Raw genomic sequence first — 19,861 nt, 5'->3', positions numbered from 1 at the left:
CCCCCTTGGGTTGAATAATGGGCGCGTGCCCGAAGGCGTCGGCCGGCGCGGCCTGCTCGTTTTGTTTCTGGCGATCTTCATCGTCATGATGGGATTCGGCATCGTCCTACCCGTGCTCCAGTTCTACGCGCGCGGCGTCGGGGCGACGCCGCTCGAGATCGGTCTCTTGGCGGCGAGCTATGCCTTCATGCAATTTATCTTCGCGCCGCTGTGGGGCGCGACGAGCGACCGGGTGGGACGCAAGCCGGTCTTCTCGATCGGCCTCGTCGGCTACGCGGTCTCGTTCGTCCTGTTCGGCCTCGCGCACCAGGTCTGGCAGCTGTTCTTCGCGCGAATCCTGGGCGGCGTGCTGAGCGCCGCGACGCTGCCGACGGCGATGGCCTACATCGGCGACACCACGTCGGAGGCCCGCCGCGGAGGCGGCATGGGAATGATGGGGGCCGCGATGGGGCTCGGCTTCACGATCGGCCCGGGGATCGGAGGGCTGCTCGGCCGGCTCAGCCTGTCCCTTCCGTTCTTCGTCGGGGCCGCGCTGGCGCTCGTGACGCTCGCCCTGAGTTGGGGCGCCCTGCCCGAGCCGGTCCGGCACGACTCGTCCGCCGAACGGCCGTCCCGGGTGGAGGCGTTCCGCCTCGCGCTCGGCGGCCCGCTCGCCTACTTCTTTCTGGTCACGCTCGTCGGCGCCTTTGCGCTGGCCGCGCTCGAGGCCACGTATGCCCTGTTCGCGCAGGACCGCCTGGGCCTGACCAGCGCGGGCGGGGCCGGGGCGATCGGTGTCGTCTTCGTCGTCGTGGGCGTGGTTCAGGCGGCGATCCTGGGGGGGCTGGTGGGCCGGCTCATCAATCGCGTCGGCGAGGACCGGCTGGCCGTCGGCGGGCTCCTGCTCGCTGCGGGCGGCTACGTCCTGATCACGCAGACGCATACGATCGCCGAACTGGCGGTCTACGCGGCGATCGCCGGGGCCGGACATTCCCTGATGCGCCCCAGCATCGCGTCGCTCATTTCGAAGCGCACGACCGCCGGTCAGGGGCTGTCCATCGGCATCATGGACTCGTTCGACAGTCTCGGCCGCATCATCGGGCCGGCCTGGGGCGGCTGGATCTACCACTTCGGCATCGGTCTGCCGTACGCGTCGGCGGCGGTGGTCCTCCTGCTGACCGCGGGGCTCTCGGGGCTCGCAACCGCACGCCGCGTGGCGATCCGGGTGTAGCGACGGTGCAGCCTCCGCTCCCGGGCCAGGGGCTCGAGTACCTGCCGCTCATGGAACGGGCGGGCGTCTCGCTGGCGATCGGCGCGATGATCGGCATGGAGCGGGAATGGGCCCACAAGGACGTCGGCGTGCGGACGTTCGCGTTCATCTCGCTGTCCTTCACCCTGGCGTGGACGGTCTCGCCGACCGCGGCCTACTTCCTGATGGCCGCGATGATTCCCCTCGTCACGCTGATGAACTGGCGCTCCTTCGCCCGCGACCGCACGCTCGAGATGACGACGTCGGTGGCGGTCCTCGCCACGGCGCTCCTCGGCATCCTGGTCGGCGAGGGCCTCTTCCTCCTCGCGGCGGCGTGCGGCGTGGTCATTACGGTGCTGCTCGCGTGGAAGGCCGAGGTGGTCCGGTTCGCCGGGGAGGTGACGATCGACGAGATCCGCGGCGCGCTGCTGCTCGGCGTGATCGCGCTCGTCGTCTATCCGCTGCTGCCGCGCGGGACGGTGGACCCGTGGCACCTCATCGACCTGCGCGCCGCCTGGACCGTCGTGCTCGTGATCTCCGCGATCGCCTTCGGCAACTACGTCCTGCTCCGCCTCTACGGCACGCGCGGCATCCGCTGGACCGGGCTGCTCGGCGGCCTGGTCAACAGCACGGCCACGGTCGCCGAGCTGGCGACCCGCGCCCGCGGCGATCCCCGTCTGTCCATCTTCGCCCTGCTCGGCATGCTGACCGCCGACGCGGCGATGCTGCTGCGCAACGGGCTCATCCTCGCCGTGTTCGACGCGCCGGCGCTCCTGCATGGGTGGGTCTCGGTGGGCGCGATGGCGGCGGCGAGCATTCTGCTCGCGGCGCGGGTCCAGGTCCCGGAGACCGAAACCGCGCCGCTCCACATGCGATCCCCGATCTCGCTGCGGCACGCCTTCACGTTCGGCGTGGCGTTTGTGGCGATCACGCTCGCCGGCCAGCTCGCGTTCCGCCGGCTTGGAGCGCCCGGGTTTCTCCTCGTCTCCGTGCTGGGCGGACTCGTCACGAGCGCGTCGACGTCGGCCGCGGCGGGGATCCTGGCCGCCGGCGGCGTGGTCACGCCCGCGGTGGCCGGCTACGGCGTGATGCTCGGGTCCATGAGCAGCCTCGTGTTTCACGTGCCGACCGCCAGCATGGCCGGCTTCGATCCGAAGGACACCCGGCAGCTCGCCCTGCTCTCTGCGATCATCCTCGCCGCCGGCCTGGCCGGCCTCGCCGCGCAGGCGCTACTCGACGGCGGGCTTTGATCACGGCGGCGAGGACCCGCATCCCGTGACGCAGCGCGCCTTTGTCGGCCGCGTCGCGACGGTGATCGGCCTCATCGCCGTCGCGTGGACCCTCGCCTGGTTCGTCCGGCAGATGACCGAGATTCTGATCCTGCTGCTCGTCTCGGCCATCCTGGCGTCCGGCTTCGCGCCGCTCGTAGAAGGCATCGAACGGGTCCGGCTGCCGCGGGACGGGCACATGCCGCGCGGCGCGGCGATCTTTATGCTGTACCTCGGGCTGTTCGCCGCCGTCGGCGCCATCCTGACGTCGATCATCATCCCGGCGTTCAACGAGGGACGGACGTTCGTCCAGAACCTGCCCCAGGACGTGAGCGCTGCGCAGACATGGATCGCGGATCTTCAAACTCACTACCCGTGGCTGCCCGATTTTGCGGGCCTGATCGCCCGCGCGCCGCAGCAGGTGGCCAACCTGGGCCGGTACGGCACGACCGCCGCCTCGGTCGCATTCTCGTTCATCGGCGGCGTCGCGTCCATGATCACGGTGCTGGTCTTCACGTTCTACATGCTGCTCGAGCACGCCACGATCAAGCAGGCGTTTCTCTCGGTGCTGCCGCCCGCGGAGCGGCCGCGCGCCGCGTTGGTCCTCGCCCGGATCGGCACGAAGTTCGGCGGCTGGTTCCGCGGCCAGTTCCTGCTGTCGTTCACGGTCGCCGCCACGGTGTCGATCGCCCTGCTCCTGATCAGGATGCCGTATCCGTTCCTGCTCGGGATCATCGCCGGGCTGGGCGAGCTCGTCCCCATGGTCGGGCTCTGGATCGGCGCGACCGTCGCCGTGCTGGTCGGGCTGTCGCAACCGGCGTGGCGGCTCGTCGCCACGATCGCGTTCTATGTCGTGATCATGCAGGTCGAGCCCCACTGGCTGGTGCCCCGGATCATGTCCCGCGCGGTCGGGCTGTCGCCCCTCCTGACGATCATCGCCCTGCTCGCCGGCATCAAGCTGCTCGGCATCATCGGCGGCCTGCTGGCCGTTCCAGTGGCGGCGGGACTCCAGGTCATTGCCTCGGAGATCGCCGCCGAGATTCAAACGGACCACTAGGGAGCGCCGGACGTCCGTCACGGCGCGCCGCCGGGGGCGCGGCGGCCGGGGAGCCGGAAGAGGGTTTGCCGCGCGCGGGGCCAATTGTTCGGTACTCCGACCATCGGACCGCCATGGCGATCCTCGAGACGCACGGCCTCACGATGGAATTCCGGGGCTTTCGAGCCCTGGACGGCGTCGATCTGCGCGTGGAGCCGGGCGAGCTCCACGCCGTCATCGGGCCGAACGGCGCCGGCAAGACCACGCTCTTCAACCTCCTGAGCGGTCTCTTGCGGCCGACGCACGGCCGGATCGCCTTCGAGGGGCGGGAAATTACGGGCCTGGCCGCCCACGAGCTCGCGCGGCGGGGCATCGGGCGATCGTTCCAAATCACGAGCGTGTTCCCGCACCTCCCCGTCCTCGCGAACATCGAGCTGGCGCTGCAGGCCCGCACGCCGCTCGGGTACGTCTGGTGGCGCTCCGACCGGATGCTCCGCCGGTTTGACGGCGAGGCGCGCGACGTCCTGGCCGCGGTCGGCCTGACCGATCTCGCCGGCCGGGAAGTGGCGACGCTGCCGTACGGGCACAAACGCGTGCTCGAGATCGGCCTGGCCCTCGCGCTGCAGCCGAAGCTCCTGCTGCTCGACGAGCCGACGGCCGGGTTGAGCATCGAGGACACCCGGCGCATCGTCGAGGTCGTGCGGCGCGTGGCGCAGCAGCGGACGATCGTCCTGGTCGAGCACAACATGGGCGTCGTCGCGGAGCTGTCCCGCCACATCACGGTCCTCCAGCGGGGCCGAGTGCTGGCCGAGGGCGCCTACGACGACCTGCGCCGGAACCCGGCCGTGATCGAAGCGTACCTCGGGGGCGCGGCGTAGATGCTGCGCGTCGAGGGGCTCCACGCCTGGTACGGCGAGAGCCACGTGCTGCACGGCGTGGATCTCGAGGTCCCGGACGGCGAGATCGTGACGCTCGTGGGCCGCAACGGGATGGGCAAGACCACGGCCCTACGGTGCATCATGGGCCTGCACCGCGCCAAGCAGGGCCGGATCTGGCTGGACGGCCGCGAGACCACTCATCTCGCGCCCCAGCAGATCGCGCGGCTCGGGGTCGGCTGGGTGCAGGACGACCGCGGGATCTACAGCCGGCTCACCGTGCTCGAACACCTGCTCCTGCCGCCCGTCGTCGGGGACCAGGCGTGGAGCCTGGACCGGATCTTCGAGGCGTTCCCCATCCTGAAGGAGCGCGCCGGCGCCCCCGGCAGCAAGCTTTCGGGCGGCGAGCAGCAGATCCTCGCCGTGGCGCGCGTGCTGCGCATGGGCGCGCGGATGCTGCTGATGGACGAACCGACCGAGGGGTTGGCGCCGATCATCGTGCGCCGGGTCGGCGAGATCCTCCGCGACATCAAGGCGCACGGGCTGACCGTGCTGCTCGTCGAGCAGAACCTCCGGTTCGCGACGACGGTGGCGGACCGCCATTACCTCATCGTGAACGGGCGCACCGTGAACACCCTGAGCAATCAGGACGCGGCCCGGCAGGAGCAGGAGTTGCTGGCCTATCTCGGCGTGTGAGGCGCACGACCCCGGCGGGGGGACGCCGGGCGCAGCCAGCGTTCCGGAGGACGGACGGCGTCCCCGGGCGACAACGGAGGGGGTGGGGAATGACCAGGTGGGCGGCCTTACTCTGCGCGGCGCTCCTTTTACTGGCCGTGCCGGGATACCCGGCGGCCGGCCAGGGCGCGGTCCGGCTGATGCACGGGAAGATCGTGATCGCGGTCGTTAACGACCAGTCCGGCGTCTACGCGGACCTCGGCGGCAAGAACGGCGTCGAGGCTGTCCGGATGGCCGTGGAGGACTTTCAAAAGAAGTACGGGACGATGGGCGGAGGGATCGACGTCCTCTCCGCCGATCACCAGAACAAACCCGACGTGGGCGCGTCGAAGGCCGCGGAATTCTACGACCGCGACAATGCCGATCTCGTGATCGACGTCCCGACCTCGTCGGTCGGCATCGCGATCGCGCACGTCGCGGCGCAGAAACACCGGCTGTTCTTCGCCGTCGGCGCGGCGACGACGGCCCTGTCGAACGAGGACTGCAACAAGTATACGTTCCACTACGGGTACGACGTATACTCACTCGCCAACGGTACCGCGATCGCCATCGTGAAGCAGGGCGGCACGCAATGGTACATCGTCTACCCCAACTACGCCTTCGGCCAGGACATGAACGCGAAGTTCTCGGCAGCCGTGGATCACGCCGGCGGCAAGGTGCTGCTGAGCGATCCAACGCCGTTTCCGAACCCGACCGAGGATTTCTCGACGTTCCTGATCAAGGCGCGCACGCTCAGGCCGCGCCTCCAGATCCTCGGCGCGATGCAGGCCGGCCAGGACCTCGTGAATCTCGTCAAGCAGTATAACGAGTTCGGGCTCCGCCAGCAGGGCGTGAAGCTCGCGATCGGCCTCCTATTTCTGACCGACGTCCACTCGCTCACCCCGGCCGCGATCCAAGGCACCGTGTTCACCGACGCGTGGTACTGGAACATGGACAAGCAGGCCCGCGACTGGGCCGACCGGTTCTACGCGCGGACGAAAGCCCGGCCCACGTTCGTGCAGGCCGGCGACTACGACGGGACGTGGCAGTACCTCGAGGCGGTCCGGCGCGCGGGCACGGACGACCCGGACAAGGTCGTAGCCCAACTCGAGGGGTACCGATTCAACGACTTCTTCGCCCGCCACGCGCAGATCCGCAAGCAGGACCATGTGCTCCTCCACGACATGTTCCTCGCGGAGGTCAAGGCGCCGAACGATGTCAAGGAGCCGTGGGATTATGAGAAGATCGTCAGCACGATCCCGGCAGCCCAGGCATTTCAGCCGCTGAGCCAGGTGCACTGCAAGATGGCGCCGTAGCGGCGTCACCTCGCCACCGGCCGGGGTGCGGGCGGGGGCCACGGACCCTCCCGCGCCCCGGTCTCAACCGGCCATGGAAACGATCCTCATCCAGCTCTTCAACGGCCTGATCAACGGAGCGTTCTACGCCCTGCTGAGCCTCGGGCTCGCGGTGATCTTCGGCATGCTCCGCGTCGTCAATTTCATGCACGGCGCGCTCTACATGCTCGGCGCCTTCGGGGCGTTCCTCCTCGGCACGACGTTCAACGTCCCGTTCTGGTGGGCCCTGCTCATCGCACCGATCGCGGTGGCGATTGTCGGGTACGCGCTCGAACGCACGCTGCTGCGCCGGCTGTACGACCTCGACGTGCTCTACAATCTGCTCCTCACGTTCGGCCTGACGCTCCTCATCCAGGACGTGATGCGCCTCCGGTTCGGCATCCAGGGCGTGCCCTATCCCGCGCCGGCCGAGCTCCAGGGCGCCGTCACGATCGGCTTCATGTTCTTCCCGGCGTACCGCCTCTTCGTGCTCGTCTTCTCGATCGCGATCTGCCTCGCCACGTGGTGGCTCATCGAGCGGACGCGCGTCGGCATGATCATCCGCGCCTCCACCGAGAACGCGATGCTGACCCGGGCGCTCGGCGTGGACGTCGACCGCTGGATTCCGCCCGTCTTCGCGTTCGGGGTCGCGCTGGCCGGCCTCGCCGGCGTGCTCGCGGCGCCGATGCGGGCCGTCTCGCCGCTCATGGGCGCGGACCTCATCATCACGACGTTCGCCATCGTCGTCATCGGCGGCATGGGCTCGATCCTGGGATCCGTCGTGACGGGGTTCGTCGTCGGCGCCCTGTCCGCGGTCGCCGCCGTCTATTACCCGGCGGCGGCGAACGTGCTGGTCTTCGCGATCATGGCCGCCGTCCTGCTGGTGCGGCCGGCCGGTCTCTTCGGGACGGTCGAGACCGCATGAGACGCCGCGGGCTCGGATGGGCCGCGCTCGCCGCCGTCGCGCTGGCGCTCCCGTGGCTCATGTACCCGGTCCTCGCCACCGACATCGTCACGTGGGGGTTGTTCGCGGCGTCGTTCGACATCCTCCTCGGCTACGTGGGGCTCCTGTCGTTCGGCCACGCGGCGTACTTCGGCGGGGGCGCGTACGCCGCGGCGCTGCTTGCGCAGCGCGCGGGCGTCCCGTTCCCGCTGAACGCGCTGGCCGCGGGCGTCGTCGCCGGGCTCATGGCCGTGCCGTTGATGGGGCTCGCGATCCGCCGGCGCGGTATTTATTTCGCGATGATCACGCTCGCGTTCGCGGAAATGATCTTCTACGTCGTCAACGAATGGCGCAGTCTCACCGGCGGCGAGAACGGCGTGCAGGGCATCCCCCGCGTAGCGCTCGGCGGCGCCTCCCTCGCGTCCCCGGTCGTCTACTACTACACAGCGCTGCCGCTGGCCGTGCTCGGCCTGCTCCTGTGCTGGCGCATCGTCCGCTCGCCGTTCGGGCGCGTGCTGCTCGCGATTCGGGAGAACGAGGTGCGCACGGAGATGCTCGGCTACCCGGTGCGCCGGTACAAGCTGATCGCCGCGCTCCTGTCGTGCACGCTCTCCGGCTTCGCCGGGGGCCTGTGGGTGATGAATCACGGGTTCGTGGCCCTGGACGCCGTGCACTGGAGCACGTCGGGCCTGGTCCTCACGATGGTGCTGCTGGGCGGGATCGGCACGCGGCTCGGCCCGCTGGCCGGCGCGGCGCTGGTGTTGTACCTGCGCGATTTTCTCTCCACGTGGACGGACGCGTGGGGCGCGGTCACCGGGTTGATCTTCATCGGGGTCATCCTCGTGTTCCGCCGCGGGATCGTGGGAACGCTGGAACCGCTCCTCGTCCGCGGCGGGCCGGTTGAGCCGCCCCCCGCGTTGGAAGCCAACCCGACCGCGGCGCCGACGCCCGGTCTGGGACCGACGGCGTAATCCCACGAGTGTCGCCAAGGAGGCCCGCATGCCCGCCGATCCTGAACAGGCGCTCGCCCAAGCCGTTTCGCCGTCCAAGCTCATGCAGTTTACGCGCGGCGTCTCGCGGTGGGTACGGCTCTCGGGCAGCGAGGATGAAGCGAAAGCCTTCGATTACGTGGAGGAGACCCTGCGGGGGTTCGGCCTCGACGTGCACCGCTACGCCCACGACGCGCTGGTCTCGTGGCCGGGGGCGGCGTCGCTCGAGACGCTCGGCCCGGCCGCGAACGGCACGGCCGGCCGCGTCGAATGCATCACGCACGCGTTCGCGGCGTCGACGCCGCCGGAGGGTCTCGAGGCGGACGTGGTGGACGCCGGGGGGCACCTCGACGCCGCCGTGCGGGGCAAGGTGGCGCTCATCGACGGCCTCGCCATGCCGGTCAAGGCCCGCGCCGCCGAAGACGCGGGCGCCGCGGCGGCCATCTTCATCAATCCGGCGCACCTGCACGAGATGATCATCTCCACCGTGTGGGGCGCGCCCACGCCGGAGACCGCCGGCGCGCTGCCGCGGCTCGTCGCCGTCTCCGTCCGGGAATCGGACGGCGCCGTGCTGCGTGCCCGGGCGCGCGAGGGCGACCTGCGGGTGCGGATCCACGCCGGGGTGGATACGCGGTGGCGCCCGACGCCGCTGCTCACGGCGGATCTCGCGGCCGGGGAGGACCGCTATGTGCTCTTCAGCGGCCACATCGATTCCTGGCACTACGGCGCGATGGATAACGGCAGCGCCAACGCGGTCATGCTCGAGATGGCCCGCCTCATGAGCCGGCGCCGCCGGCGCCTCCGCCGCGGCATCCGGTTCGCCTTCTGGTCGGGACACTCACACGGGCGGTACTCCGGCTCGACCTGGTACGCGGACACGCACTGGCACGACCTCTACCGGCGGGCGGCCCTCCACCTCAACGTCGACTCGTCCGGGGCGCGGGGGGCCACGGTGATGAGCGACGCGCTGACGATGGCGGAAACCTGGGCGCTCGCCGCCGACTGCGTGCGCGCCGTGAGCGGCCAGGAGCTGGCGCGCCGGCGCGTCAGCCGGATGGGCGACCAGTCGTTTTGGGGCATCGGCGTGCCGTCGTTGTTCGTCGGGGTCTCCGAGCAGCCGGCCGGAACGTCCGCGGCCGGCGCCGCGCTCGCGTCGCTCGCCGGCGGCTCCCCCACGTCGGGCGGGCTGGGCTGGTGGTGGCACACGACGGAAGACACGATCGACAAGATCGATCGGGAGAATCTCGCACGGGACGCCCAGGTCTATGCCCGGGTGCTGTGGCGGTGGTGCACGGCGCCGGTCCTCCCGCTCGACTACCGCGCGACGGCCGAGGAACTGCGCGACGTGCTGCGGCAAATCGAACGCGCGGCGGGCGACGCCTTCGATCTCGTCCCCGTGCTCGCCGCGGTGGACCGGGTCGCGGCGGCGGCGGAGCGGCTGCACACGGCCGGCACGCGGCTGTCCGCGGCCCTCGGCGGAGCCCGGGGCGCGCGCCGCCAGCGCGACGCGGCCGAGGCGATCAACACGGCCCTCATGCGCGCCGGCCGCGCGCTCATCCCGATCAGCTACACGTTGACGGGGCCGTTCGACCACGACCGGGCCGTGCCGGTCGCGCCGCTTCCGTCGCTGCAGCCGGCGGCGCGCCTGCGCGACCTGCCGGCCGGCAATACCGAGCGCCACGCCCTGCACACGCGCCTCGTGCGCGAGCGCAACAGGATCGTGCACGCGATCGAGACCGCCGCGGAGGCGTTCGAGGAGGGCCTGCGCCGGCTCCCCCGAGAACAGCCGGCGCGCGTCGGGCCGGCCGCCCCCTAGGACAGCGTGTCGACGTCGTGCGGCATGCTCTCCCGCACGCCGGCGTCGGTCACGCGGATGAAGCGGGCGCGCTCGCGCAACTCGGCGACCGTGGTCGCGCCGCAGTAGCTCATCCCGGACCGCAGCCCGCCCACCAGCTGCGACAGCACGGCCGCGGTGCGGCCGCGGTACGGCACGAGCGCTTCGACGCCCTCGGGCACGATCTCCGAAAGCAGGTCGTCCTCCTGCGGCATGTCGCGCCGCTCGGCGGACGCCCACAGGCTCGCCATGCCACGGTACAATTTGAACTGGCGGCCGTTCCGGCTCACGCTCGCCCCGGGGCTCTCCTCGGTCCCGGCGAGCAGGTTCCCGAGCATGACGGTGGCGGCGCCCGCCGCGAGCGCCTTCGTGAGGTCGCCGGAACTGCGGATCCCGCCGTCGCCGATCACCGGCACGCCGGAGCCGGCCGCGGCCTCTGCGCACTCGAGGATCGCCGTCAACTGGGGCACGCCGGCGCCGGTCACCACGCGCGTCGTGCACGTCGAGCCGGGGCCCACGCCGACCTTCACCCCGTCGACCCCGCGGGCGATGAGATCGCGCGTGCCCTCGACGGTCGCGACGTTGCCGGCGATCACCGGCACCGCGGCGCAGCGCGTCCGCACCGCGTCGATCGTCGCAAACGACAGATCCGAGTGCCCGTGCGCGATGTCGATGACGAGGACGTCGACCTCCGCCGCCGCGAGCGCCTCGGCGCGCTCCAGGTAGTCGCCGCGGACGCCGATGGCCGCCCCGACGCGGAGCCGCCCCCGGGGATCCTTGGTGGCCCGCGGATAGCGCATCCGGCTCTGGATGTCGCGGGTCGAGATGAGGCCGACGAGCCGCCCCGCCTGATCCACCAACGGCAGCTTCTCGATCCGATGACGGTGGAGAATCTGTTTGGCTTCCTCGACCGGGGTGCCGGCCGGCGCGGTGATGAGGCGCTCGCGCGGCGTCATCACCGACGTGATCGGCCGGTCGGCGCTGTCCTCGAACAGCACGTCGCGCGCGGTCACGATGCCGAGGAGCCGCCGCTCCCGGTCGATCACGAGGATGCCCGCGGAGCCGTGCTCGTCCATGAACGCGGCGGCCTGGCGGACCGTGCCCTCCGGCCCCAATGTGTACGGCGTGTCGATGACGACGCTTTCCGCGCGCTTGACGCGCCGGACTTCGGCCACGTGGTCCTCGATCGGCAGGAAGCGGTGAATGATCCCGATGCCGCCCTCGCGGGCCATCGCGATGGCCATCGTCGCCTCGGTCACCGTATCCATGCTGGCGCTCACAATCGGAATCGCCAGCTCGATGCCGCGGCAGAGCTGCGTGCGGGTGTCCACCTGCCGGCGCGTGCTGACCGCGGAGCGCCGTGGGACCAGCAGCACGTCGTCGAAGGTCAGGCCGAGTTCAAACGGTTCGCGCATCGTGATTCGCCTCTCAACCCTCGCCAACGATAACACGTCCGATGTTATTATGAAAGGGTGCGCGGCGCCTCCGTGATCCCGTCGGGCTACGCCGGCCTCCCGCCTCGCCGCGGGCGGCCCAATCTCTTCGCGGCCCTGCGTCACCGGAACTTCCGCCTGTTCTTCGTCGGACAGTTCATCTCGCTCGTCGGCACGTGGATGCAGCGGATCGCGCAGGCCTGGCTGGTGCTGAACCTCACGCACTCCCCGTTCCTGCTCGGCCTCGTCGGCGCGCTGCAGTGGCTGCCCGTGCTGTTCCTGTCGCTGGTCGGGGGCGTCATCGCCGACCGGGTCAGCAAGCGGTCGTTGCTCGTCGTCACCCAGTCCGCGCAGATGATCCAGGCGTTCATCCTGGGCCTGCTCGTCCTGACGGGGACGATCCAGTACTGGCACGTCGTCGTGCTGGCCTGCGCCCTCGGGTTCACCTCGGCGTTCGACATCCCCACCCGGCAGGCGTTCGTGTTCGACATGGTCGAGGGCGAGGACACCATGAACGCCATCGCGCTCAACTCGACCATTTTCAACGGCGCGCGGCTGTTCGGACCCGCGGTCGCGGGCCTGGCGATCGGCTACCTCGGCATGGGCTGGGCGTTTCTGGCCAACGGCGTGAGCTTTATCGCCGTCATCATGGCGCTCATGATGATGAACGTCCGGCCGGTGGAGAACGTCCGGACCGGCGGGATCGCCGAACATTTGAACGAAGGCGTCGCGTACGTCCTGCGGACGCCGGCGGCGCTCCAGGTCGTCACGCTCGTCGCCCTGATGAGCGTCTTTGTGATGAACTTCAACATCCTCGTCCCGGTGCTGGCCAAGGACGTGCTCCACCAGGAGGCGGCGGGATTCGGGTTCCTGACGTCGGCGCAGGGGGTCGGCGCGCTCGTCGGAGCCCTCGGCATCGCGTCGATCAGCCACCTCGGACCGCGTCCCGGGCTGCTGCTCGGCGGCGCGGCCGTGCTGGCGGCATCGAGCCTGCTGCTCGCGGACGCCGGCCACTTCGCCTGGGCCGCCGTGTGGCTCGCGACCGCCGGCGGCGCCATGGTGACGTTCACGGCAACGGCCAACACCAGCCTGCAGCTCGCGGCGCCCGACCACCTGCGGGGCCGCGTCATGTCGATGTACGCGATCGTGATGGGCGGGATGACGCCGGCCGGCGCGCTCGTCGCCGGCGCGCTCGCCCAGGTCTTGGGAGCCCGCGGTGCGTTCGGGATCGGCGGCACCGTGGGGCTTCTGTCTGTGCTCATGGTCTGGCGCTGGCAGGCGTCCTCCCGGCTCGTCCCGCAGCCGATCGCCGGCGCCGCGCGGGACGGCGGGAGCACCCAGAGCGGTATGGCCGGGACGTCCGGCGCCGATGCCACGATCGCCTCGGCGGACGAGGACTAACAGGCCGAAAGGAGCGCACCATGGATGACGACCACGACCATCACGGCCACGACCATCAGGTCGTTCCGTCCGACCTCGCGCTGCGGACGAAGGCGCTCGAGTCCCTGTTGGTGGAAAAGGGTCTCGTGGCACCCGCGGCCCTCGATGCGCTCGTCGACACGTACGAGCACAAGATCGGCCCCCGCAACGGCGCGCGGGTCGTGGCGCGCGCCTGGGTCGATCCCGCCTACAAGGCGCGGCTGCTGGCGGACGCGACCGCGGCGATCGCTGAGCTCGGCTACGGCGGCGCGCAGGGCGAGCACATGCGGGTGGTCGAAAATACCCCCGCGGTGCACAACCTCGTCGTCTGCACGCTCTGCTCCTGCTATCCCTGGTCGGTGCTCGGCCTCCCGCCGGTCTGGTACAAATCCGCAGCCTACCGGTCGCGCGCGGTGATCGACCCGCGCGGCGTGCTCCGCGAGTTCGGCGTGGCCGTGCCGGACGACGTGGAGGTCCGGGTGTGGGACAGCACGGCGGAACTACGTTACCTCGTGCTGCCGGAGCGGCCGGCGGGGAGCGAGGGTCTCGGCGAGGAGCAGCTCGCCGCGCTCGTCACGCGTGACGCGATGGTCGGGGTCGCGAAGGTCGGGCCGGCGGCGTGAGTCGCGACAGGAGGGCGCCCGCGGCATGAACGGCGTTCACGACATGGGCGGCATGCACGGCATGGGTCCGATCCGCTACGAGCGCGACGAGCCCGTGTTCCACGAACCCTGGGAGGGACGCGTCTTCGCGCTCAACATCGCGATGCGGGCCAGGCGCAAATGGAACATCGACGCGGGCCGCTACGAGATCGAGCTCATCCCGCCGGCCGACTATCTGCGCATGAGCTACTATGAAAAATGGCTCGTCCGGCTCGTCGCGCTGATGATCAAGCGCGGCCTGGTCGCACGCGAGGAGGTGGAGACCGGCCGGCCGGCGCCGGAGTCGCCGAAATCGGCGGGGGCGCTGACCGCCGACCGCGTGGCGTCGCTCCTCCGCAACGGCGCGCTCGCCAGCCGCGATGCGCCGGTAGCCGCCCGCTTCCATCCGAACCAGCGTGTGCGCGCGCGGACCATCAATCCCGCCGGCCACACTCGCCTGCCGCGCTACGTCCGCGGCAGGACCGGCACCGTCGAGCGCGACCACGGCGTGTACGTCTTCCCGGACACCAACGCCCTGTTTCTCGGCGAGAACCCCCAGCACGTCTACTCGGTCCGGTTCGCCGCGCGCGAGCTCTGGGGCGATCAGGCCTCCCCGCGCGACGCCGTGTATCTCGATCTGTGGGATGACTACCTTGAACCGGCCTGACGGACCCCCGGATCCCGGCGGGCCGGCGTCGCCGTCGCGCCTGCCGAACGACTCCGGCGGGCCGGTCTTCGCGGAGCCGTGGCAGGCCCAGGCCTTCGCGCTGGCCGTCAAGCTGTCGGAGCAGGGCTACTTTACCTGGAACGAGTGGTCCGCCGCGCTCGCGGACGAGCTGCGGGCCGCCGCGAACCGCGGCGAGCCGGACGACGGCTCACGGTATTATGAGCACTGGCTCGCGGCCCTCGAGCGGCTCGCCGCCGCCAAGGGCCTGACCGATGCGCCAACGCTGCGCTCCCGCAAGGAGGCTTGGGCGGAGGCCTACCGCCGGACGCCGCACGGCAAGCCCGTCGAACTGCGAGCGGCGCAGGGGCGTCACGGGGAATAGGAGACACCGATGCGGATACGGGATACCTTGCTGCTCGCCGGCGCGATCGCCGGCGCCGTGGGCCTCGTCCCCGCCGCAGGCGCGGCGGCGCCGTCCTTTCCCGACGTGCCGCCTTGGCACTGGGCGTCGGCCGCCGTGATGGACCTCGCGGCCAAGGGCATCGTCGTCGGGTATCCCGCCGCGCCGGCGGAACTCGCCGAGAACGCCATCGCCCAGGTCTATGACGGCTTCCTGCATTCATCGGCTCCGGGGTCGGGACCATGGGTCGAACGGTTTACCTACAACCGGCCGGCCGCGTGGCCGGCGCCCGAGCCGCCGTCGTACGTCCTGCGGCACGTGCCGATCGCATCCTACGCCCTCACCGGCATGCATGTCCGGGTAAACGGCGACCAGGCGACCGCGATGTTCACGTCGACCGTCGTTCCGATCGCGGGGTCCCGCTCCGCCGAAACCACGGCCATGCGCGTGCGCCTGCGCTTCAACGGACAGGACTGGCAGATCGACTACGCCACCCTCGCGGCCGGAAGCCCGGTATTTCGGTAGTCGTGGCCGGCCCGCGGCCGGCAGGAGCAGCGCGAGACTTTCTCTCACGGTGCGGGAATTTTTCCACCACGCGCGCCGATCCCCTGATAAACTAACTGCGCGACCCAGGGGGGAGGCCTGCCGATGCGGCTTCGTTCTGACGTAAGCGCTCTGCGCCGGTGGGTGGCCCTCGGCGGCATGCTGCTCGCGGCCGGCGCGCTGGCCGGGTGCGCGTCGTCCGGGGCGCACGGGCAGAACCCGGCGACCGCGGCGCCCCCGCCGCCGGCGGTGGTCGTCACCGCGGCGATCGAGCGCGCCGTGCCCATCTACCAGGACGTCGTCGCCCAAACCATCGCGGTGCAAACCGTCGCGCTGCGCGCCCAGGTCGCGGGCACGCTCGAACAGGTTGCGTTCAAGGAAGGCACCGAGGTCAAGCGGGGGCAGACGCTCTTCGTGATCGACCAGCGGCCGTCCGAGGCGGCGCTCCAGTCGGCGCAGGCGCAGCTCGCCACCGCGCGGGCGAACTTGACTCAGGCGCTCGAGCAGGTGCAACTGCGACAGGCGCAGGCGCAGCTCGCCGCGCTTCAGGCCACGTTGACGAACGCCCAGGTCGAGGTCAAGCGCGACCAGTATCTCGTGGCCCAACAAGCGATCGCGCAGCAGCAACTGGACAACGATGCGACGGCGATGAAGGGGGCCGCGGCGAACGTCGTCGCGCAGGAAGCCGTGGTCAAGAACACCGCGCTGTCCACCCGGACCGGAATCGAGCAGGCCCGGGCGGGCGTCCAGCAGGCCGACGCGGCGGTCACGCAGGCGCGGCTCAACCTCGGCTACACGACTGTCCAGGCGCCCGCCGACGGCGTCATCAGCCTGTTGAACGTCGATCGGGGCAACCTGATCACTGCGAACCAGCAGCTTGCCACCCTCTCGACCGTGGATCCGATCATCGCGCAGTTCCCCCTGAGCGAAGTGACGTTCCTCGACCTCACCAAGCGCGCGGCACCCGGTGTCGGAGGCACGGCGGCACCCACCCAGACCGCCCCGGCCTTCCAGATGATCCTCCCGGACGGCAGCGTCTATCGCCATGCCGGCACGTACCGTGCGGTCAACAATGCCGTGAATCCGCAGTCGGGCACGATCCTGACCCAGGCGCTGTTCCCGAACCCCGAGCGGCTGCTGCGGCCGGGCATGTACGCGCAGGTGCGCGTGCAGACGCAGGACCGGCCGAAGACCGTGCTCGTGCCGCAGAGCGCGGTGCAGGAGCTGCAGGGTGCCCGGACCGTCTTCGTCGTCGGACCGGACAACACGGTCGCCTTGCGGACGATCACCGACGGGGGCCCGTACGGCCCCTACTTCATCGTCCTGAAGGGGGTCGCGGCCGGCGAGCGTGTGATCGTGGAAGGCGTGCAGAAGGTCCGCCCGGGCGGCAAAGTCGTCCCGGCCCTGCGGCCCGCGCCCTAGGAGCCTTGTGTGCTGAGCCAGTTCTTCATCCACCGTCCCATCTTCGCGATGTCGATCTCCTTGTTGTTCGTCCTCGCCGGTGCCCTGTCGTACGCGGGGCTGCCGCGCGAGCAGTATCCGGACATCAGCCCGCCCACCGTTTCTGTGTCGGCGACGTATGTCGGCGCGAGCGCCGCGGTCGTCGCGCAGAACGTCGCCGTGCCGATCGAAGAGGCCGTCAACGGGGTCTCCAACGCGCTGTACATGCAGTCCCGGAGCACGGCCTCGGGCCAATATTCCCTCACGGTCACCTTCCGGCTCGGCACGGACCCCGACATCGATACAGTGGCGGTCCAAAACCGGGTGAGCCAGGCGTCGGCGAACCTCCCGGCGTCGGTCAACAACTTCGGCGTCACGGTGCGCAAGGCGTCGTCCAACTTCTTGATGGGCTTCGCCCTGTACTCGCCCCAGGACAGCTACGACCCGGCGTTCCTCGCCAACTATGCCTCGATTCACGTGGTGGACCCGCTGCTCCGCACCCCGGGGGTCGGCGACAATCTCGTCTTCCCGGAGCGGACGTACGCGATCCGGGCGTGGCTGCGGCCGGACGCGCTCGCCGCGCTCGGCCTGACCGTCGGGGACGTGACATCCGCGCTCACGGCGCAGAATACCGTCGAACCGGGAGGCGTCCTCGGGCAGCCGCCCACACCCAATCAGAACACGCAGTTTCAATACACGGTGAACACCAACAGCCAGCTCGCCGATCCCGCCCAGTTCGGCCGGGTCGTCGTTAAAACGCTCCCCGACGGCAGCGTCGTGCGCCTCGGCGACGTCGCAAGCACCGAGTTGGGGGCGCAGGACTACGTGACGTACGGGTACTGGAAGGCGCACCCGGCGGCGCTGGTCCTGCTGCTGCAGAGTCCCGGGTCCAACGCCCTGCAGGCGTCCGCCGGCGCCCGGGCCACGATGGCCGGGCTCGCGAAGACCTTTCCGCCCGGGATGATCTACGACGTCATCTTCGACACGACGACCTTCATCACGGCGGCCTTGAGCGATGTGCAGCGCACGCTGCTCCAGGCGTTCCTGCTGGTGCTGCTCGTCGTGTTTGTCTTCCTCGGCACCGCCCGCGCATCGCTCATCCCGATGGTCGCGATCCCGGTGTCGCTCATCGGCGCCTTCGCCGCCTTCGGCGCGCTCGGCTTTACCATCAACATCCTGACGATGTTCGCGCTGATCCTGGCGATCGGACTCGTGGTGGACGACGCGATCGTGGTGGTCGAAGCGGTCGAGCGTCATATCGAGGAGGGCCGCACCCCCGTCGCCGCGGCCGAGCAGGCGATGCGCGAAGTCTCGGGGCCGGTCATCGCGATCGCGCTGGTGCTCGACGCGGTCTTCGTCCCGACCGCGTTCATCGGGGGCATCACCGGGCAGCTGTACCGGCAGTTCGCGCTGACCCTCGCAACCTCTGTCACCATCTCGGCCTTCGTCGCGCTCACCCTCACCCCGGCGCTCTGCGCGCTGCTGCTGCGCGGCCGCGGCCCGGCGCACACCCCGCTCGGACGGATCCTCGGGGGATTCAACGCGGGCTTCCGCCGGGTCGCGGATGCCTACGTTGGGAGCCTGCGGCGCGCGATCAGGATCCGGTGGGCGCTGCTCGGCCTCCTCGCGCTGATCGCGTTCCTCACGCTGCAGCTCCTCAGGATTTTGCCGTCGACGTTCGTGCCCCTCGAGGATCAAGGGTTCTTCGTGGGGGCCTTCCGGCTGCCGGACGGGGCGTCGCAGGAGCGCGCGGACGCGGTCGCGCGGAAGGCGATTCAGGCCGTGCTCCAGATCCCCGGCGTCGACGGGGTCGCGACGGTGGGAGGCTACGACATCCTGAGCCAGTCGATCAACTCGAACACCTTTGCGATGTTCGTGCTTCTCAAGCCGTACGACCAGCGGCGCTCCCCGGACACCCAGCTCTTTCCGATCCTGACCCGCGCGAATCGCCTGTTCAGCAGCTTCCCGGAGGCCATCGGCTTCGCCTTTCCCCTGCCGCCGCTGCCCGGGATCGGAAACGCCAACGGCTTCCAGTTCATGGTGGAAGACCGGAACGGGACGGGCGATCTGAACCGGCTGTCCCAAGTCACGCAGAACATCCTCACCACGGCGGGCCGCCGTCCGGAGGTCACCGCGCTCTCGACCGCGTTCAGCACGGCGGTCCCCCAGGTCAACGTCACGGTGAACCGGGACAAGGCCGGCGCCCTCGGCGTGCCCGTCGACAGCGTCTTTCAGAGCGTGGGGGCGTTCCTCGGCGGGCTGCCGGTCAACAACGTGAACCTCTTCGGCCGGGTGTATAAGGTCATGGTCCAGGCCGAGCCGTCGTACCGGATGACGCCAGACAGCATCGGCGGGATCTACGTCCGGAGCAACGGCGGTGACATGGTGCCGTTGGGCACCCTGGCCACGGTGACCTCCGGCACCGGCCCCAGCCTGGTCTCCCGCTACAACGGATACTACGCGGCGGAAGTCGACGGGCAGGCCCCGTTCGGCGCGAGCTCCGCCCGGGCGCTCACCGCGATGGAGGCGGCCGGCACCTCGCTCCCGGCCGGGTACGGGTACGAATGGACCGGACTGGCGCTGCAAGAGAAGGAGGCCACCGGCGCGCAGGCCCTGATCTTCGTCCTGGCGCTGGTGCTGGTGTTCCTGCTCCTCTCCGCGCTGTACGAGAGCTGGACCATCCCCCTCAGTGTCATCCTCGGCGTTCCTCTCGCCGCGTTCGGATCGCTGCTCGCCATCCTCCTCCGGGGCGTGCTCTTCCGCGACGTCCAGAGCGACGTGTACGTGCAGATCGGACTGGTGATGCTCGTCGGGCTGGCGGCGAAGAACGCGATCCTCATCGTGGAGTTCGCGAAGGAGAAGCACGAGCGGGACGGCCTTCCGATCGTGGACGCCGCGGTCGCCGGGGCCCGGCTGCGCTTCCGGCCGATTCTGATGACCTCGCTGGCCTTCATCTTCGGGGCGCTGCCGCTGATGTTCGCGTCGGGGGCCGGCGCGAATTCGCGGCACTCCCTCGGCACCGGCGTGGTCGGCGGGATGACGGTGGCCACCGCGCTGGGCGTATTCTTCATCCCCGTCCTCTACGTGTTGGTGGCCG

At 70.3% G+C, this 19,861-nt stretch carries 17 protein-coding genes; 16 read left to right on the top strand and 1 reads right to left on the bottom strand.

Annotated features, from left to right (window positions below; genetic code table 11):
- The first annotated feature begins 25 nt into the window (after nucleotides 1-25).
- From VGZ23_05645 to VGZ23_05605, 9 genes are all read left to right on the top strand, one after another.
- Complete coding sequence (locus VGZ23_05645; protein ID HEV2357079.1) at nucleotides 26-1,210, top strand: MFS transporter; 1,185 nt, start codon at nucleotides 26-28, stop codon at nucleotides 1,208-1,210.
- A 5-nt stretch (nucleotides 1,211-1,215) separates the two neighbouring features.
- The gene (locus VGZ23_05640) at nucleotides 1,216-2,478 is read left to right on the top strand and encodes an MgtC/SapB family protein (GenBank protein HEV2357078.1); all 1,263 of its coding nucleotides are present in this window, start codon (nucleotides 1,216-1,218) and stop codon (nucleotides 2,476-2,478) included.
- Between the two features lie 25 nt (nucleotides 2,479-2,503).
- Nucleotides 2,504-3,553, top strand: a complete 1,050-nt coding sequence (locus tag VGZ23_05635; GenBank protein ID HEV2357077.1) for an AI-2E family transporter — start codon at nucleotides 2,504-2,506, stop codon at nucleotides 3,551-3,553.
- Between the two features lie 113 nt (nucleotides 3,554-3,666).
- Nucleotides 3,667-4,410, top strand: coding sequence for an ABC transporter ATP-binding protein (locus VGZ23_05630; GenBank protein ID HEV2357076.1), 744 nt, complete (start codon nucleotides 3,667-3,669; stop codon nucleotides 4,408-4,410).
- Nucleotides 4,411-5,103, top strand: coding sequence for an ABC transporter ATP-binding protein (locus tag VGZ23_05625; protein HEV2357075.1), 693 nt, complete (start codon nucleotides 4,411-4,413; stop codon nucleotides 5,101-5,103).
- Between the two features lie 89 nt (nucleotides 5,104-5,192).
- Nucleotides 5,193-6,437 (top strand): ABC transporter substrate-binding protein, encoded by a 1,245-nt coding sequence (locus tag VGZ23_05620; GenBank protein HEV2357074.1) that lies wholly within the window; start codon nucleotides 5,193-5,195, stop codon nucleotides 6,435-6,437.
- A gap of 73 nt (nucleotides 6,438-6,510) precedes the next feature.
- The gene (locus tag VGZ23_05615) at nucleotides 6,511-7,380 is read left to right on the top strand and encodes a branched-chain amino acid ABC transporter permease (GenBank protein HEV2357073.1); all 870 of its coding nucleotides are present in this window, start codon (nucleotides 6,511-6,513) and stop codon (nucleotides 7,378-7,380) included.
- Nucleotides 7,377-8,369 (top strand): branched-chain amino acid ABC transporter permease, encoded by a 993-nt coding sequence (locus VGZ23_05610; protein HEV2357072.1) that lies wholly within the window; start codon nucleotides 7,377-7,379, stop codon nucleotides 8,367-8,369. The genes VGZ23_05615 and VGZ23_05610 overlap by 4 nt, the downstream gene beginning before the upstream one ends.
- Nucleotides 8,370-8,397: 28 nt before the next feature.
- A complete protein-coding gene (locus tag VGZ23_05605; protein ID HEV2357071.1) occupies nucleotides 8,398-10,203 on the top strand; it encodes a M28 family peptidase in 1,806 nt (601 codons plus the stop codon).
- Here the strand turns inward: VGZ23_05605 and guaB are convergent.
- On the bottom strand, nucleotides 10,200-11,636 hold the full coding sequence (gene guaB, locus VGZ23_05600) for an IMP dehydrogenase (protein HEV2357070.1): 1,437 nt from the start codon (nucleotides 11,634-11,636) through the stop codon (nucleotides 10,200-10,202). The two genes, VGZ23_05605 and guaB, sit on opposite strands and share 4 nt — an antisense overlap.
- A gap of 72 nt (nucleotides 11,637-11,708) precedes the next feature.
- Between guaB and VGZ23_05595 the strand changes: the two genes are divergently transcribed.
- The 7 genes from VGZ23_05595 to VGZ23_05565 all read left to right on the top strand — a co-directional run.
- Complete coding sequence (locus VGZ23_05595; GenBank protein ID HEV2357069.1) at nucleotides 11,709-13,055, top strand: MFS transporter; 1,347 nt, start codon at nucleotides 11,709-11,711, stop codon at nucleotides 13,053-13,055.
- 20 nt (nucleotides 13,056-13,075) lie between these two features.
- Nucleotides 13,076-13,696 carry a nitrile hydratase subunit alpha gene (gene nthA / locus VGZ23_05590; protein ID HEV2357068.1) on the top strand — a complete coding sequence of 207 codons (621 nt, stop codon included), beginning with the start codon at nucleotides 13,076-13,078 and terminating at the stop codon, nucleotides 13,694-13,696.
- 25 nt (nucleotides 13,697-13,721) lie between these two features.
- Nucleotides 13,722-14,381 (top strand): nitrile hydratase subunit beta, encoded by a 660-nt coding sequence (gene nthB, locus VGZ23_05585; GenBank protein ID HEV2357067.1) that lies wholly within the window; start codon nucleotides 13,722-13,724, stop codon nucleotides 14,379-14,381.
- Nucleotides 14,368-14,763 (top strand): nitrile hydratase accessory protein, encoded by a 396-nt coding sequence (locus VGZ23_05580; protein HEV2357066.1) that lies wholly within the window; start codon nucleotides 14,368-14,370, stop codon nucleotides 14,761-14,763. Before nthB ends, VGZ23_05580 begins: the two co-directional genes overlap by 14 nt.
- Nucleotides 14,764-14,772: 9 nt before the next feature.
- Nucleotides 14,773-15,306 (top strand): S-layer homology domain-containing protein, encoded by a 534-nt coding sequence (locus VGZ23_05575; protein ID HEV2357065.1) that lies wholly within the window; start codon nucleotides 14,773-14,775, stop codon nucleotides 15,304-15,306.
- A gap of 123 nt (nucleotides 15,307-15,429) precedes the next feature.
- Nucleotides 15,430-16,746, top strand: a complete 1,317-nt coding sequence (locus VGZ23_05570) for an efflux RND transporter periplasmic adaptor subunit (protein ID HEV2357064.1) — start codon at nucleotides 15,430-15,432, stop codon at nucleotides 16,744-16,746.
- 9 nt (nucleotides 16,747-16,755) lie between these two features.
- On the top strand, nucleotides 16,756-19,861 hold a 3,106-nt coding region (locus VGZ23_05565), incomplete at its 3' end, for an efflux RND transporter permease subunit (protein ID HEV2357063.1).

The organism is bacterium (genome assembly GCA_035945995.1).
Taxonomy (GTDB): domain Bacteria; phylum Sysuimicrobiota; class Sysuimicrobiia; order Sysuimicrobiales; family Segetimicrobiaceae; genus DASSJF01.
This window is presented reverse-complemented; position numbering and strand designations above follow the sequence as displayed.

Excerpts from the sequence above, each read along its gene's own strand:
- VGZ23_05630 (HEV2357076.1), top strand. The coding sequence starts at position 3,667 with ATGGCGATCCTCGAGACGCACGGCCTCACGATGGAATTCCGGGGCTTT.
- VGZ23_05625 (HEV2357075.1), top strand. The coding sequence starts at position 4,411 with ATGCTGCGCGTCGAGGGGCTCCACGCCTGGTACGGCGAGAGCCACGTG.
- VGZ23_05620 (HEV2357074.1), top strand. The coding sequence starts at position 5,193 with ATGACCAGGTGGGCGGCCTTACTCTGCGCGGCGCTCCTTTTACTGGCC.
- VGZ23_05615 (HEV2357073.1), top strand. The coding sequence starts at position 6,511 with ATGGAAACGATCCTCATCCAGCTCTTCAACGGCCTGATCAACGGAGCG.
- VGZ23_05610 (HEV2357072.1), top strand. The coding sequence starts at position 7,377 with ATGAGACGCCGCGGGCTCGGATGGGCCGCGCTCGCCGCCGTCGCGCTG.
- VGZ23_05605 (HEV2357071.1), top strand. The coding sequence starts at position 8,398 with ATGCCCGCCGATCCTGAACAGGCGCTCGCCCAAGCCGTTTCGCCGTCC.
- guaB (HEV2357070.1), bottom strand. The coding sequence starts at position 11,636 with ATGCGCGAACCGTTTGAACTCGGCCTGACCTTCGACGACGTGCTGCTG.
- nthA (HEV2357068.1), top strand. The coding sequence starts at position 13,076 with ATGGATGACGACCACGACCATCACGGCCACGACCATCAGGTCGTTCCG.
- nthB (HEV2357067.1), top strand. The coding sequence starts at position 13,722 with ATGAACGGCGTTCACGACATGGGCGGCATGCACGGCATGGGTCCGATC.
- VGZ23_05575 (HEV2357065.1), top strand. The coding sequence starts at position 14,773 with ATGCGGATACGGGATACCTTGCTGCTCGCCGGCGCGATCGCCGGCGCC.
- VGZ23_05570 (HEV2357064.1), top strand. The coding sequence starts at position 15,430 with ATGCGGCTTCGTTCTGACGTAAGCGCTCTGCGCCGGTGGGTGGCCCTC.